Source organism: Nitrospirae bacterium YQR-1 (genome assembly GCA_039908095.1).
GTDB lineage: Bacteria > Nitrospirota > Thermodesulfovibrionia > Thermodesulfovibrionales > Magnetobacteriaceae > Magnetomonas.
In genome coordinates, this window is the sequence record JAMOBJ010000033.1 from 23,267 (window position 1) to 36,896 (window position 13,630).

Genomic DNA, 13,630 nt, shown 5'->3' on the forward strand with positions numbered 1-13,630 from the left:
AAATCATAGTCAAAAGAACACCCAGCTTTCAAACCACCGTAACCATGTTACTATATGTGTTTTTTTTACGGTAAGCCCTGAAAGTACCGGATAAAACATCACAAACAACAATAGCACAAGGCTGAGATAACTGTATGTGAAACGTTTGAATTTATAATGATGCTCCTCTTCCATCCACATAATTACATACGTCAAAGATAAAATTAAAAAAACTATGGAGGCATAAAAATGATAAATAAAAGTAAGCCGTGGGACTAATACCCACGGCAGGTACTGGGCAAGAAATCCCACAGTTACAACACAAACACCGATGGATGAAAATCTCCTTTTCTTATACGCCATCACCAGCATGGCAATAAAGGCAGGAATTGACAGCCACCATATGGCTGGATTACCCATAACCACTATGCTTGCAGCCTCATTTTTTGCCAAATAATCCCCCCCTGCCCAGGCCCAAAGCGGACGCACCATCAACGGCCATAAGTACCACTGCGATGAAAACGGATGGGTTGCTTCCAGATTTTTGTGGTACTCATACATATCCCGCTGATTTAAAATTGCCGTGGCAGGCCACGTCCTGCCCTCCGACTTAACTGGCAGATAGCTTAAAGTGTATATAATTATCGGAACTACTACAAAAAACACCGCTGCAAAGACTGCTGTTTTCACTGTAAGAGTTTTAAAATCAACCCCGTTTTTTACGGATAACCCTGACTCCCGGTATCTTAAATACAGTGAATAAAAAAATAACACAGCAAGCCCCAAACCGGCATACACACAAATCCACTTAACTGAAACACCAAGAGCAAATGACAATCCGGTTAAAAACAGAGGTACCGTCACATCCTTAAACCTGTCGGTGTAGAAACTCTTTGATAAGTAAATATACATAAAGTAGTACATCAGTATAATAAAAAAAACGGCATACACGTCAATTGTGGCAATACGTGACATAGCAAAGTGCATAAAATCAAAGGACATTAAAAATGCAGCGATAAAGGCATATTTAGAGTCTCTGAAAAGTCTCAAACCAAAGGCATAAAAGACGAATATGGTTGCTATGCCAAAGAGGGCTCCGGCAATACGCCATCCAAACGGGTTCATCCCAAAAATCATTATTCCAAGGGATATAAACAGTTTTCCCAGTGGCGGATGTGTGGTCTCATAGTAGTTAATGCCGTGGATATGCTCATAAGCAGTTCTTGCATGATAGATTTCATCAAAATAGGTGCTGTTTAAATATGATGGATGCACAGGGACCCTGTCCTGTTCGTCAACAAGGTTTTGGGCTGTGCCTGTTGATTCATTATTAGCGTTAAAAGGGGTTACTGTCTTTATGGGAATTATCGCACCGGAGCCGGAATTTATAAACGCTGTTTCATAAAGCATAGCGCCCGGTCCGGCTACGGTAAGCCTCATAAACCGCGCCTTAAGGCGTGTCTCTTCACAGCGCCATGTAAAAACTGTCTTTAGCTCTGTATCAGCAACGTTTTCCCACATTTTATGATCATTTGAATAGTCAAGGCGGTACTTCCCTTCACCTAAACCCGTGAAAAAACATGTTTTCATCAGTTCCTTTTCAGCACCGAAATCGAAAGTTACGCCCTCACCGTTACCTTTAGGTATCCAGCATGTTTGAGGTGAAATGTTTGTGCCAAGGTTATAAAGAAGTAAAACGGTGTTAAACAAAACTAAAATGCCTGATAAAATGTAGTCTTTCTTTTTAAAGCCGGTGTATTGCTTTTCAACCGGTATTGGTTGTCTTTGATAAGCTGATGTTTCCACCCCTGTTTTTATTTTGATTAATTCGTAACCGATTTTAACTAAAAACAAAAGCAGCAAGACATTTGCTAAAGAGACGATTAGAAGAACCGGATCATGCTTTGGAATAAAAAATATTTCCCTAATGCCATAATCAAGCACATATGCCTCATTGATAAATAACGTAACACTGAAGCCGTAGAAAACAAACAAAACTCTCTTGTCTTTTAAAAAGATATATGAAAACAGGGCTAATACTAATGCCGGAAACAGGTAGCGTTCGTGCATTTTGGGGCCGGTAACGTATGCCGCCGATACCAGCAAAAATGCAGTAAACACAACAGCGGCTGTGTCTCTCCTTCTTGCACACACAAAGAAGGTAAAAACAACAGCCAGAAAAATAAAAAACAGGCCCCATGTGTTATACGTAAAAATGAAAAACCTGCCGGTTACATCGGCAAAATTCCCGCCTGTAAGGGCAAACAGGTTAAAGGCATTACTGGTGGCATAGGGGTATGACGACAGAGTTTTTATATAATGATGTACTATCCAAAGCGGCTCCTTGTGCACTGCAAACGGTGTAACAAGCAAGAAAAAAAAAATAAAAGCATATGCAGCGTTAACGATAAGGCTTTTTACCCTGTCCACTTTAGATAATACAAGGTTGGATTCAGAAGCAAGCACAGGCGGCAGGGAACAAGTGGTGCAGGCAAACTTCTTCGTACGGTAAGGAGCATGTGAAAAAGCCGGCGGGGTTGGACTATTAAAGGCAGCCTGGTATAAATGGGCAAAAAACCACACAGGTATAAACATAATAGCCTGAGGTTTAACAAGCACGGCAAAGGCTAATGCAAGGGATGCCGGCTTTAGCCTCTGTTGTATAATAAAAAGGATAAAAATTACAACTGTCAGAGTATAAAAACTGTCAACCTGTCCCCACGGCGCAGAGTTAATGATTACAGCCGGATTAAAGGCGTAAAGGAAGGCAAGGGCAAATGAGGCTCTAAATGGTAAGTACTTTTTTGATACAACATACACTATGTGGGTTAAAACAATATCCGATACTATCTGAGGAAACTTAACGAGATAAAGAAAAGCAGTGCTGTCATATTTTAGTGAAAAAAGCGCACTGATCTTTCCTATAATGTAGAGGATATAAATATACCCGGGCGGATAATCGGCAAACACCCCGCCGGAGTAAAACTCCGAAATACCAACTTCAGCGCTATGGATTGCCCATCCTTTAAAGCAGGCTATATCATTAGGAAAGCCCTCAACCAAAACGGCAAGCACGGAGCGAAGCAAAAAGGCGCTGATTAACAGATAAATATAATACGCACCTGCCTGCCTCCGCCACCGTGTGCCACTCTGAGAGTTTTCTTTATCGTCTGTAAGGTGCCTGCACAGTGCCGCCCCGGCAACTACATATAGCAGAGATAACCAACTGTAATGCACAACTTACCCCGCCCTTACATGCCGCCTGAGAGTACAGCGCCGTAACTTATGATTTCTACCACCATGGATGTGGCGGCGGTGGTGGATACCATGGATATGGATCATACGGCGGTGGCCCGGGCGGCCCAAGCGGTCCCGGGGAGATTGTTGCTACACAACCAACCACAGTTAAAGCCAAAACAACTGCTAAGAGTATTTTTTTCATATTAGCCCCCTGTATTAATGTTCATTAAGATATAGCATGTTTCATTATAACAATACTTGATGTCACTGTTGCAATTCTTTTTCCTCATAAAAAATATAGTCTCTTTGTGCGGAAAAACTCACCAGAAACAAGACTACCTCCACAGTTACTTTAGCTATAAATATATTAATACCAAAATCATCTACTAAAAGATCAATTAACACAAATGAAATACTTCCCAGAGAAAGAATTAGTGTAATATATTTTACCAGACAAACAAGGGCGGAGCCCCTGCTTTTGAAGACCATCCGTTTGTTGACAAAGAAGTTAAAACTGCCTGCCGTTAACCTTGCGCTCCAGAAACTTATAAAAAAAACATTTGATGTTAATTTATACATAATAGTAAATAAGATAAAATCCAATAAACTGGCAAAGAGTGATGAAAAAACAAACCTTACCAGTAAAAAATAAATTTTCATTGAATCATAAAACGGATTAAAGTGTGAAGACCTGTTGTTTTCAATATAAATAGTTGAGATAGGCTCCTCAGCCACCGGCACACGGTTGACTTTGGTGTATATAAGCATGTTCACTTCATATTCGTACCGTTCCCCGCTGAGGTCTAAGATTCCTTTAACCATTTCCGTTGGAATGCCTCTGAGACCGGTTTGAGTGTCGGAAAATTTTTTGCCTATAAGAAGTAAAAAAACATATCTTGTTATAACATTACCCAAATAGCTTCTCAGGGGTATATCCTTTGTAAAGGCCCGTGCGCCGAGAACCAGTTTATTACGGTGCCTGCAAAGTGATGTGCTTACCTTGTAAATATCCTCCGGCAAGTGCTGCCCATCGGCATCAGCCGTAACAACACCGGTGGCATCCGGAAAATTTAAACAAAAATAGTTGAATCCTGTTTTAAGAGCACGTCCCTTTCCAAAGTTTTTAGCATGTTTTAATATATGGCATTGCTCAAATTTTTCTAATTCATCAAAAATCGGGCAGCACTCAGGCTTACTCCCGTCGTTAATTATTATTAAGTGCTTAAGCCCTAACCCTACAAGCTCAGACACTACCCTCAGGAGTTTCTCGTCAGGATTATAGGCAGGTATCAAGACAACCACTTTGCTTGTAACAGCAGCATTCAATTCACCTGTTGACCACACCAATAGTAATTTAGCTTGAGTATGTGAGAAAAATCAAGAGACACAAAAAACCCGAAAACCGATATATAAAAACCGGTAGCCCGCTTTAGGGGAGCGTACGTCAAGGAGCTTTTGACGAAGCCAACAAAGTTAGACGATTGAATGCAACCTGGTATAACTACTTTGCGGTTTTGACAACGTCTTTTGTTTCATTTTCATCCGGTTTTTTAATAAAAAACTTAGAGACAAAAATTCCTATTTCAAAAAGTACTATTATCGGCACCGCCATAAGGCTCTGGTTAAAAGCATCAGGGGTTGGTGTAACAACAGCAGCTATGATGAAAGCTATAACAACGGCATACTTTCTGCTTTTTTTAAGAAACGCAGGCGTCACCAGACCCAGTCTGGTTAAGACTATAATGGCTATGGGAAGCTCAAATATTACGCCAAAGGCAAGAATAAACTTCATTGTGAAATCCACATAGCGGCCAACGGAAATCATGGGTATCAGATGCTCTGTTTTATAGGTAAGCAAAAAGCCAAGTGCAAACGGAAGCACTATAACAAAACAAAAGGCTGCACCAAACATAAAAAGAATTGTTGCAGAGAAAATAAACGGCAAGACGTATTTTTTCTCGTTAGGCAAAAGCCCTGGAGATATAAACAACCAGAGCTGAGAAAACAAAATTGGCAGGGATAACACTATTGAGGCCAGCATGGAGAGCTTAATGTGCATCCAGAAAGCCTCCGCAGGCTCCAGAAAGACCAGTTTTACAGCCGCTGTGGTTTTAGGTTCAAAAAATATGAACGGTAAATGCTTTTTGAAAATTAAATTTTGCTCCATAGGCAGAATAAGTACCTTAAACAGAAATTCAGAGTAATTAAACACTACTATGAAAATAATCAGTATCGCCGAAAATGATACGATTAACCTTGTCCTTAATTCGCCGAGGTGATCTACAAAAGACATTTTCGGTTGCTCAGAGAGCTGTTGTGGAGTCTGCTCTGTCATGTGTTAAACCTGACTCATGGTTGTTTCGTTTTTTTTTATTTCAGGATGAGTTTTTTTCTCATGAAGTGTCTCTGAAGCAGTGTCCGCCGGTTCCGTGCTCTCAGTATTTGCCGTATCAACCTGAGATGTATCTCCAGCATCTTGCGGTTTCCTGTTGCCGCTGTCAAGCGATGGATGCTCAAATGGCTTGTGTTCAGCCTCAAACGCATTAGCGGAATTTAGAAAGTCCCTGTTTATTTTATCAAACTCCTCCTTAAAAGGAGCTGTCTCATCCTTGAGCTCATCATGTATCTGCTCTCGTAACACACCGTATGTTTTTTTGAAATAGCCAAGAAATTTGCCGATGTTCTTCGCCACTTCCGGCATACTCTTTGGGCCGAAGACCAGCAGGGTGACTACAAAAATCACTACCATTTCCTGTATGCCCAAATCAAACATTATTGCTCCTCCTCGTATATTCTTTTATAAACAGGATGTGAGTGCACAAGAGTGAAGTTTAAAAAAATCCTGATGTCCGGTGTGCTTTTCATAAACTCATAACCTATTCCTAAGGTTGTATACAGGAAATCCAAAGGTTTAAACCTATAACCTATGCGTCCTTCAAAGTAATCAAAACTGTTATCCAAATGACTTCTCTTAAGGTACAGCTCTGAAAGCAGGTTCAGGTTATGTGCAACTGGATAATCAGTACCAAAAAGGATGCCCATCTGACTTCTGAGGCTCTCCTTAAATGGTACATAATACAGCAAGTTTAAGTGTGTTCTGAAGGGCCCCACTTTTTTAGATAAAATCAGCCCGCCGCCGTATCTGCCGTTTGTGGTGATATCTTCACTACCGGAAGGAGGTGAGATTACTCCCAGTACGGCAATGGCCGGCCTTAACTCCGTCTCCTCAAAAATACGCGCTTTTATACCTACTGCAGGGTCCTCAAACCCGTACTCACTGGTCTTCATACTGAAAGGCACTGAGGCACTGAACTCCACAATATCAGTCAGAGAATAGGAAACAGAACTGGTAATTCTATAAAAAGTCGGATCCACTGACTGCTCCAGATCAATCCCTAAAGCTGCCGCCCCCTTTTCATTTGTTGTTGCAGAAAACGTGGAAAACACTCCGTGCGGCTGAACAGGCTGCAGACCTTTAAAATCAAAGCAGTGTGCTTTTTTGCCGGCTGTAACAACAATAAACAACACTATGGCGGCAAAAACAAAAAACACTCCTTTATGGCCAGTCATGGGTAAAAATAACAGAAACATACAGTTGCTGTCAATGCTTTCTATGCAACCGGCCAATTAGTTTTTCCGGTTTAAAAAATCGTTTGACAAATTGTTGTGTTAATAAATATAATCATATCCGGTCTGGTTTTTTGATGATAGAAAACCTGAGTTTAAATTGAAATGAGGAGGATATATGGCAGAAGGTGTGATTGCTGCAACTACGGCTACGTGGGACTCTGAGGTTCTGCAGACACAGGGACTGGTTCTTGTTGACTTTTGGGCGGTGTGGTGCGGCCCTTGCAGAATGGTTGCTCCCATAGTAGAGGAGTTGGCAAGGGAATTTGTCGGGAAGGTAAAAGTGGTTAAGTTAAATACCGATGAAAATCCGGATATAGCCAGCAAGTATAAAATCATGGGGATTCCAACCCTTATGTTTTTCCGCAATGGTGACAAGATAGACCAGCTTGTCGGAGCCGTACCCAAAGCACAGCTTAAGGAAAAGATTCAAACTCTTCTTGCTTAACATTAACAGGGGTCTCAGCTCTGAATTGGTAATTTTACAGAGGACACCCGGGGTACGGGGGTGGAAATGGTGTACTAACATGCCGTCTGACAACGGTAAAGGCAGGGATATTTGTTTGCTTCTTTAAATGAAAAATTAGAAGGAATTTTTAAGAAGTTAAAAGGCAAAGGCTTTTTAACTGCTGACGATATAGATGTGGCTATGAAAGAGATACGTCTTGCTCTTTTGGAGGCCGATGTAAACTTTAAGGTAGTTAAGGGCTTTGTAGAGAGGGTAAAGGGGAAGTCGCTTGGCACTCAGGTGCTGGAGAGTCTGACCCCGGGACAGCAGGTAGTAAAAATAGTAAACGATGAGCTGTGTGCTCTGTTGGGGGAGGAAAACGAAAGGATTCAGCTGTCCCCCAATCCACCCACAATTGTAATGATGGCAGGCCTTCAGGGTTCGGGTAAAACCACTACAACAGCAAAAATTGCCTTGTATTTTAAGACTCAGGGCAGGCGTCCGATGATGGTGGCGGCAGACTTGCAGCGTCCTGCCGCAATTGAACAGCTAATCACTCTTGGAAAACAAACCGGAGTCCCTGTTTTTTTCTCAAAAGAAGGGAAAAACCCTGTTGATGTTTGCCGCAATGCCGTTGAGGAAGCCAAAAAAGAGGCAAGGGACATTGTCTTTATAGATACCGCCGGAAGGCTGCACATTGATGATGAGCTGATGGGGCAGTTGAAAGATATAAAGAATGCTGTATCACCGAGGGAGACTCTTTTTGTAGCCGATGCAATGACCGGACAGGATGCCGTAAATATAGCAAAGACCTTTAATGAAAAGATTGGAATTGACGGCATAGTGCTTACCAAGATGGATGGGGATGCAAGGGGCGGTGCCGCCATTTCTATAAGAGAAGTGACCGGCAAACCGATTAAATTTATCGGTACCGGTGAGAAAATAGATATGTTAGAGCCATTTCATCCGCAAAGAATAGCCTCAAGAATTCTTGGCATGGGTGATGTTCTCAGTTTTATTGAAAAAGCTCAGCAGACTTTTGACGAAAAAGACGCCGAGAAATTCAGAGATAAAATGATGACAGACAGCTTCACCCTTGATGATCTCAGAGACCAGCTTAGCAAAATACGCTCTATGGGGCCGATTCAGAATCTACTTAACATGATTCCGGGTTTTAATAAACTAAAGGGTGTGGAGGTTGATGAAAAGCAGTTTGTCAGGATTGAGGCGATGATAAGCTCAATGACTAAAAAGGAAAAGAGAAATCCAGACATATTAAACGGCAGTAGAAAGCTGAGGATATCCAAAGGCAGCGGTACCACTGTGGCTGATGTTAACCGGCTTCTTAAACAGTACAAGGATATGAAAAAAATGATGAAAATGTTTAAGGGAAAGAAGGGGTTTAAGTTACCCGATTTTTTGCCTTTTTAAATGGAAAATAAAAAAACCTTTACTTACGTGAGAAATTATATTAAAATAGGAAATCTGCATATGGAGGTACGACATTGGTAAAGATACGTTTGACGAGAATGGGAGCGCACAAGAGGCCGTTTTACAGAATAGTGGTTACGGATTCAAGGACACGGCGGGATGGGCGTTTTTTAGAGATACTGGGAAACTATGATCCCCTGAAAGAGCCCTCGGCAGTAACGCTGGACGTGGAGAGAGTCAAAAAGTGGCTTGAAAATGGCGCTCAGCCTACAGATACCGTTAGGAAGCTATTACAGAAGGCTGGAGTTCAACTGCAAACAGCCTGATACATTTGGAGGTGGATAACATGATGAAAGAACTAGTTGAGGTTATGGCAAGGGCACTGGTGGACAAGCCGGAGGAGGTCTCTGTTAAAGAGGTGGATGGAGAGAAGACAACAGTTTTTGAGTTAAGAGTGGCGGCAACCGACCTGGGTAAGGTAATCGGGAAACAGGGTAAAACGGCTCGCGCTATGAGGACAATTCTTTCAGCCTCGGGAACTAAGATAGGTAAGCGTTCCGTACTGGAAATTCTCGAATAATAAAGCATCTCAATAAAAATTTCTGATGGGCAGCATATGCGGTAAGTAGGTGCTGCCCGTTGGTTTTCAGGGGTTCTGTGGCATACATAGAGGTTGGAAAGATATTAAAACCGCATGGCCTCAAAGGTGAGATGAGGGCGGTGCTGGATTTGACTTTTGCAGATTTTGAGAGTTTTTTCATCGAAAGAGGCGGCAGTGTGCAATCCATGGCTGTGGTTTCCATCAGAGACGGCACTAACAGCTCTTTGCTTAAACTTGCCGGCGTTGAAACGATTGAAGATGCTGCGGCCTATAGCGGCGCTCTGATAAAAATAGATGAAAATTCGCTTCCTACACTGCCGGAGGGACATTACTACCACCACGAAATAATCGGCCTTGAGGTTATATCCACAGAGGGGGAAAGCATAGGTAAAGTGGAGGATATCATAGATGTTAAATCCAATGATGTCTATGTGGTTGAAAAGGAAGGCAGGGAGTACTTAATTCCCGCAATTGCCGATGTGATAAAGGAGATAGATATAGTGGAAGGGAAAATAGTTATTGAGGTTATAGAGGGGCTGCTTCAGCCATGAGATTTAACGTTCTGACAATTTTTCCCGGGCTGATTGATTTTTATATAAACGAGAGTATAATAAAACGTGCTATAGCCTCCGATAAGGTGCAAGTCAGAGCGGTTAATATAAGGGACTACGCAACAGATAAGCACCTATGCGTGGATGATTATCCCTTTGGCGGGGGTCCGGGAATGGTTCTGAAAGTGCAGCCCATATATGATGCTCTGGCGGCTTTGAAATCTGAGGGAATACAAAGCCGGGTGATTCTTTTGTCACCGGTGGGCGGCGTATTTAATCAAAGCAGAGCGCAGAAGTTAGCCCTTGCAGGGGGCACTCTGACGTTAATATGCGGGCGATACGAGGGGGTTGACGAAAGAGTAGTGGAGTTTGTTGATGAGGAAATATCCATAGGTGATTATGTATTAACCGGTGGGGAGTTAGCCGCTTTAGTTATAATAGATGCAGTTTGCAGGCTTTTGCCTGGAGTGCTTGGGGATGAACGTTCTAAGGATGACGAGTCTTTTACATCGGGGCTTTTAGATTATCCTACATTTACGAGACCGGCGGAGTTTATGGGAATGAAAGTGCCGGATGTATTAACAGGCGGTAATCACGCACACATACAGAGATGGCGTGAGAGGGAAGCGTTAAGGAAAACTTACTTACATAAACCACACATGATAGACAGCTCAAACTTAACGCAAGCAAGGAGAGAGCTCTTAGAAGAAATAAAGGAGGAGACACGGATATGAATTTTGTAGCGGCATTAGAGGAAACGCACAAAAAGGGGGATATTCCCGCCTTTGGCATAGGGGATACGGTACGGGTGCATGTGCGGGTGGTGGAAGGGGACAAGGAGAGAGTGCAGCCATATGAGGGAATAGTGATAGCACGGCATGGCGGGGGCGTAAGGGAGACATTTACGGTTCGCAAGGTATCGTTTGGAGTAGGTGTTGAGAGGATATTTCCTGTGCATTCACCGATAATAAAACTAATTGAGCTGGTCAGAAGAGGAGATGTAAGACAGGCAAAGCTTTACTATCTGAGGTTCAAAAAAGGTAAGGATGCAAAAATAAAGGAAAAGGGAAGGGAAGTTAAAGGGGCCTGATGTTTGGGCTGTTCAACCATGACAAGGAGTATTTCACGAGGGGCCATACCCCAATAGGCGGAATAGATGAGGCAGGACGGGGACCTCTTGCAGGTCCCGTTGTTGCCGCCTGTGTGGTATTGCCGGAAGATTTCTATATTGAAGGTTTGAACGATTCCAAGAAGCTTTCCGTGGTGCAGAGAGACCGTGTTTTTCTGCAACTACTTTACAACACGGCGGTACATATCGGTGTCGGTATGGCGACAAATGAGGAAATAGACCGGTTCAACATCTTAAATGCCACGCGTTTGGCTATGAAAAGAGCTGTATCGGATGTTTTTGTAAAGCCGCAGTTGCTTTTGATAGACGCCGTGAAAATTAAAGATATAGGCATAGAGCAGGTATCAATAATAAAGGGGGATGAAAAAAGCGCCTCCATTGCCGCAGCCTCGGTAGTGGCAAAGGTTGTGAGAGATTCCATCATGAGCGCTTACCATAAGAGGTATCCGCAGTACGGTTTTATACGGCATAAGGGGTATGGAACAAAAGAGCACGTGCTTAACATCAGAGAGCACGGCCCGTGTGAAATCCACCGAATGACTTTTGCTCCGGTTGCCGGTCTAAAAGAGAAAACTTTGCCTTTATGATTTATTTTGATCGAAAAGTAGTGTTTTCACTCATAATAAAAAGCAGAGGGACAGAATGCCTGTAGTATTATACCAGGTTGCAGTCAAAAGAGTAACGAGGCGACTGGGAGAAAACAACACCTCTCTTACCATTGGAGTAGCTACGATTTAATCGGACACAGGGGTGTAAAAAGGTGTAAGCGACAAGTAAACCCCACCCTGAGAGTTTTATACCAAAGCACTCCTGTCTATGTATTGTGGCAACAGGTGTTTGTAATCATCTTCAGTTTTGGCATAAGGCAATTGTTCAAGGATGTACCTCATATACTTGTAGGATTCAAGTTTGTTAGCCTTTGCTGTTTCAATCAGGCTGTAGAGGATAGCACTTGCCTCGGCTCCACGTGGATGTCCTGAGTTGTAAAAATATCTCTGATTTTGCGATGGCGTCGTAAGGGATGCATTACCCCATCCCTTACCCTTATACTAACAGACTAAATACCCTCTTAGAGGGTTATACCTTAATTCCACTTAAATGTGGTCTTGACAATAGGATCCACTATAGAGTATAGTTGTTATTAATAGTGAAACTTAGTCATGTTCTTGCTGTAATCTAATAGATAACAACATGTCAAGTGAAAAAATATTTGTAACCTAATTTTTATCTCTTTTTTTTGACACAGGGAAAAAGGAAGGGGTAAAATTTATCAGTTTTTGCACATAATATGTTAAAATATGTTTAGATAGATGTAAATAAGCTAAGGAGGTATGGGAAAATGGCATCTGTATTAGAAAAAGAATTTAATTATTATATAGAACATCAAGATGAGCTTGTGTCGCTATACAACGGGAAATATATAGTTATAAAAAATCAAACAGTTCTCGGTAGTTATAATTCTAAAAAAGAAGCAGTTGCAGTCACAATTAAAGAACATGAAATCGGCACATTTCTTGTTCAATTATGCACCCCTGGCTCTGAAAGCTATACTCAAACTTACCATTCACGGGTAAGCTTTGCCTGAAAAACAGATTACAAGAGCATTTACAGTACGTTATAAAGGTTTAGCTCGTGAGCTTTCAACTGAAGTGCATGTTTCTGGCAGTTTTAACAATATAGAGTCAGTTGTAGAGTTATCCTCGATAAATGCACGAGCGTACAAAGGGATTTGGGATACTGGCGCAACCAATTCTATGATTACAAAAAGAATTGTAGATGATTTAGGCTTAAGCCCTACTGGAATAAAAAGAGTTAGCAATGTTGAAACGACAGTTAGCGTTCCCTCTTATGATATTTGCGTTTTTCTGCCTAATAAAGTATTTATCCATGATTTAGAGGTTGCCCTAGGAAGAATGGCAGGCTGTGATATTTTGATAGGCATGGATATCATTAGCCAAGGAGATTTTGCTATAACTTATAAGGGCGAGGATACAATTTTATCTTTTAGGACTCCTCCGCTTAAGGAAATTGATTTTGTTCAAGAAATAAACAGGCTAAAGACTGCTGGAATAAAAAGAAATGCTCCATGCCCATGTGGCAGCGGTAAGAAGTTCAAAAAATGTTGTGGTTACATTCCTACGTGAGCTTAAAAATGCCTCGTATATCTCTATCGGTAGTGTCGTTGCCATAGCTTGCTCTCCTTTTTGGCTATTTTTGTTTTACCTTAGTCCCTTTCTCACAACTACATTTAAATGACCATCTGACCACATTACCACATTTGCGGCACTTGTGGCTTGCTAAATAACCTAACCCCAATTTAAAGTTAACTATAATCACATAAATCACCGACACTATGACGCCATAAATTACTGCTCTGGTTAAAGAATTCAATATAATATCTCTAATAAATTGGACACCACCTCCTGAGGTAGTTGTAGTTGCTGGATAATCATAAGTAGTCGTTGTTGTTTGGAAATAAGAGGTGGTTGTAGTAGTCGAGGCAATAAGAGGTGTTGAAGAAGGTGATGGAGCTAACGCTCCAGCTTCTATAACGGAAGTTCCGAGTGTCAAAACGTCTAAGGGTTTGAAAACAGAGGAGAAAAGGCATATTCGGTAAAAATATG

17 protein-coding genes and 1 pseudogene are annotated in these 13,630 nt (G+C 41.8%); 10 read left to right on the forward strand and 8 right to left on the reverse strand.

Features of this window, described 5'->3' with window-relative positions; translation table 11 throughout:
• Positions 1 to 9: 9 nt before the first annotated feature.
• The 6 genes from H7844_13330 to H7844_13355 form a co-directional block, all read right to left on the reverse strand.
• On the reverse strand, positions 10 to 3,216 hold the full coding sequence (locus H7844_13330) for a phospholipid carrier-dependent glycosyltransferase (protein MEO5358260.1): 3,207 nt from the start codon (positions 3,214 to 3,216) through the stop codon (positions 10 to 12).
• A 55-nt stretch (positions 3,217 to 3,271) separates the two neighbouring features.
• On the reverse strand, positions 3,272 to 3,421 hold the full coding sequence (locus H7844_13335) for a hypothetical protein (GenBank protein MEO5358261.1): 150 nt from the start codon (positions 3,419 to 3,421) through the stop codon (positions 3,272 to 3,274).
• A gap of 62 nt (positions 3,422 to 3,483) precedes the next feature.
• Entirely contained in the window at positions 3,484 to 4,545 is a 1,062-nt protein-coding gene (locus H7844_13340; GenBank protein MEO5358262.1) for a bifunctional glycosyltransferase family 2/GtrA family protein, read from the reverse strand.
• Positions 4,546 to 4,720: 175 nt separating this feature from the next.
• Complete coding sequence (gene tatC / locus H7844_13345; GenBank protein MEO5358263.1) at positions 4,721 to 5,554, reverse strand: twin-arginine translocase subunit TatC; 834 nt, start codon at positions 5,552 to 5,554, stop codon at positions 4,721 to 4,723.
• Between the two features lie 3 nt (positions 5,555 to 5,557).
• Positions 5,558 to 5,992 carry a twin-arginine translocase TatA/TatE family subunit gene (locus H7844_13350; protein MEO5358264.1) on the reverse strand — a complete coding sequence of 145 codons (435 nt, stop codon included), beginning with the start codon at positions 5,990 to 5,992 and terminating at the stop codon, positions 5,558 to 5,560.
• Positions 5,992 to 6,846, reverse strand: a complete 855-nt coding sequence (locus tag H7844_13355) for a YjbH domain-containing protein (protein MEO5358265.1) — start codon at positions 6,844 to 6,846, stop codon at positions 5,992 to 5,994. The genes H7844_13350 and H7844_13355 overlap by 1 nt, the downstream gene beginning before the upstream one ends.
• Before the next feature lie 118 nt (positions 6,847 to 6,964).
• Between H7844_13355 and trxA the strand changes: the two genes are divergently transcribed.
• From trxA to H7844_13395, 8 genes are all read left to right on the forward strand, one after another.
• On the forward strand, positions 6,965 to 7,294 hold the full coding sequence (gene trxA, locus H7844_13360; protein MEO5358266.1) for a thioredoxin: 330 nt from the start codon (positions 6,965 to 6,967) through the stop codon (positions 7,292 to 7,294).
• Between the two features lie 111 nt (positions 7,295 to 7,405).
• A complete protein-coding gene (gene ffh, locus H7844_13365; GenBank protein ID MEO5358267.1) occupies positions 7,406 to 8,725 on the forward strand; it encodes a signal recognition particle protein in 1,320 nt (439 codons plus the stop codon).
• Between the two features lie 98 nt (positions 8,726 to 8,823).
• Positions 8,824 to 9,051, forward strand: coding sequence for a 30S ribosomal protein S16 (gene rpsP, locus H7844_13370; protein ID MEO5358268.1), 228 nt, complete (start codon positions 8,824 to 8,826; stop codon positions 9,049 to 9,051).
• A 20-nt stretch (positions 9,052 to 9,071) separates the two neighbouring features.
• Positions 9,072 to 9,305, forward strand: coding sequence for a KH domain-containing protein (locus H7844_13375; GenBank protein MEO5358269.1), 234 nt, complete (start codon positions 9,072 to 9,074; stop codon positions 9,303 to 9,305).
• A gap of 77 nt (positions 9,306 to 9,382) precedes the next feature.
• Positions 9,383 to 9,877, forward strand: coding sequence for a ribosome maturation factor RimM (gene rimM / locus H7844_13380; protein MEO5358270.1), 495 nt, complete (start codon positions 9,383 to 9,385; stop codon positions 9,875 to 9,877).
• Entirely contained in the window at positions 9,874 to 10,611 is a 738-nt protein-coding gene (gene trmD, locus H7844_13385; GenBank protein MEO5358271.1) for a tRNA (guanosine(37)-N1)-methyltransferase TrmD, read from the forward strand. Before rimM ends, trmD begins: the two co-directional genes overlap by 4 nt.
• A complete protein-coding gene (rplS, locus tag H7844_13390) occupies positions 10,608 to 10,967 on the forward strand; it encodes a 50S ribosomal protein L19 (GenBank protein ID MEO5358272.1) in 360 nt (119 codons plus the stop codon). The genes trmD and rplS overlap by 4 nt, the downstream gene beginning before the upstream one ends.
• Positions 10,967 to 11,593, forward strand: coding sequence for a ribonuclease HII (locus H7844_13395; GenBank protein MEO5358273.1), 627 nt, complete (start codon positions 10,967 to 10,969; stop codon positions 11,591 to 11,593). The genes rplS and H7844_13395 overlap by 1 nt, the downstream gene beginning before the upstream one ends.
• A gap of 207 nt (positions 11,594 to 11,800) precedes the next feature.
• Here the strand turns inward: H7844_13395 and H7844_13400 are convergent.
• A pseudogene (locus H7844_13400) lies at positions 11,801 to 11,995 on the reverse strand (transposase domain-containing protein).
• Positions 11,996 to 12,345: 350 nt separating this feature from the next.
• Here H7844_13400 and H7844_13405 point away from each other — a divergent pair.
• Both H7844_13405 and H7844_13410 read left to right on the forward strand, forming a co-directional pair.
• Complete coding sequence (locus H7844_13405) at positions 12,346 to 12,591, forward strand: hypothetical protein (GenBank protein MEO5358274.1); 246 nt, start codon at positions 12,346 to 12,348, stop codon at positions 12,589 to 12,591.
• Complete coding sequence (locus tag H7844_13410) at positions 12,584 to 13,150, forward strand: SEC-C metal-binding domain-containing protein (GenBank protein ID MEO5358275.1); 567 nt, start codon at positions 12,584 to 12,586, stop codon at positions 13,148 to 13,150. The genes H7844_13405 and H7844_13410 overlap by 8 nt, the downstream gene beginning before the upstream one ends.
• Positions 13,151 to 13,214: 64 nt before the next feature.
• Here the strand turns inward: H7844_13410 and H7844_13415 are convergent.
• On the reverse strand, positions 13,215 to 13,630 hold a 416-nt coding region (locus H7844_13415), incomplete at its 5' end, for a hypothetical protein (GenBank protein MEO5358276.1).

Coding starts and splice junctions, on each gene's coding strand:
- H7844_13335 (MEO5358261.1), bottom strand. CDS start 3,421: ATGAAAAAAATACTCTTAGCAGTTGTTTTGGCTTTAACTGTGGTTGGT.
- rplS (MEO5358272.1), top strand. CDS start 10,608: ATGAATTTTGTAGCGGCATTAGAGGAAACGCACAAAAAGGGGGATATT.
- trxA (MEO5358266.1), top strand. CDS start 6,965: ATGGCAGAAGGTGTGATTGCTGCAACTACGGCTACGTGGGACTCTGAG.
- H7844_13375 (MEO5358269.1), top strand. CDS start 9,072: ATGATGAAAGAACTAGTTGAGGTTATGGCAAGGGCACTGGTGGACAAG.
- trmD (MEO5358271.1), top strand. CDS start 9,874: ATGAGATTTAACGTTCTGACAATTTTTCCCGGGCTGATTGATTTTTAT.
- H7844_13395 (MEO5358273.1), top strand. CDS start 10,967: ATGTTTGGGCTGTTCAACCATGACAAGGAGTATTTCACGAGGGGCCAT.
- rpsP (MEO5358268.1), top strand. CDS start 8,824: ATGGGAGCGCACAAGAGGCCGTTTTACAGAATAGTGGTTACGGATTCA.
- H7844_13350 (MEO5358264.1), bottom strand. CDS start 5,992: ATGTTTGATTTGGGCATACAGGAAATGGTAGTGATTTTTGTAGTCACC.
- H7844_13405 (MEO5358274.1), top strand. CDS start 12,346: ATGGCATCTGTATTAGAAAAAGAATTTAATTATTATATAGAACATCAA.
- tatC (MEO5358263.1), bottom strand. CDS start 5,554: ATGACAGAGCAGACTCCACAACAGCTCTCTGAGCAACCGAAAATGTCT.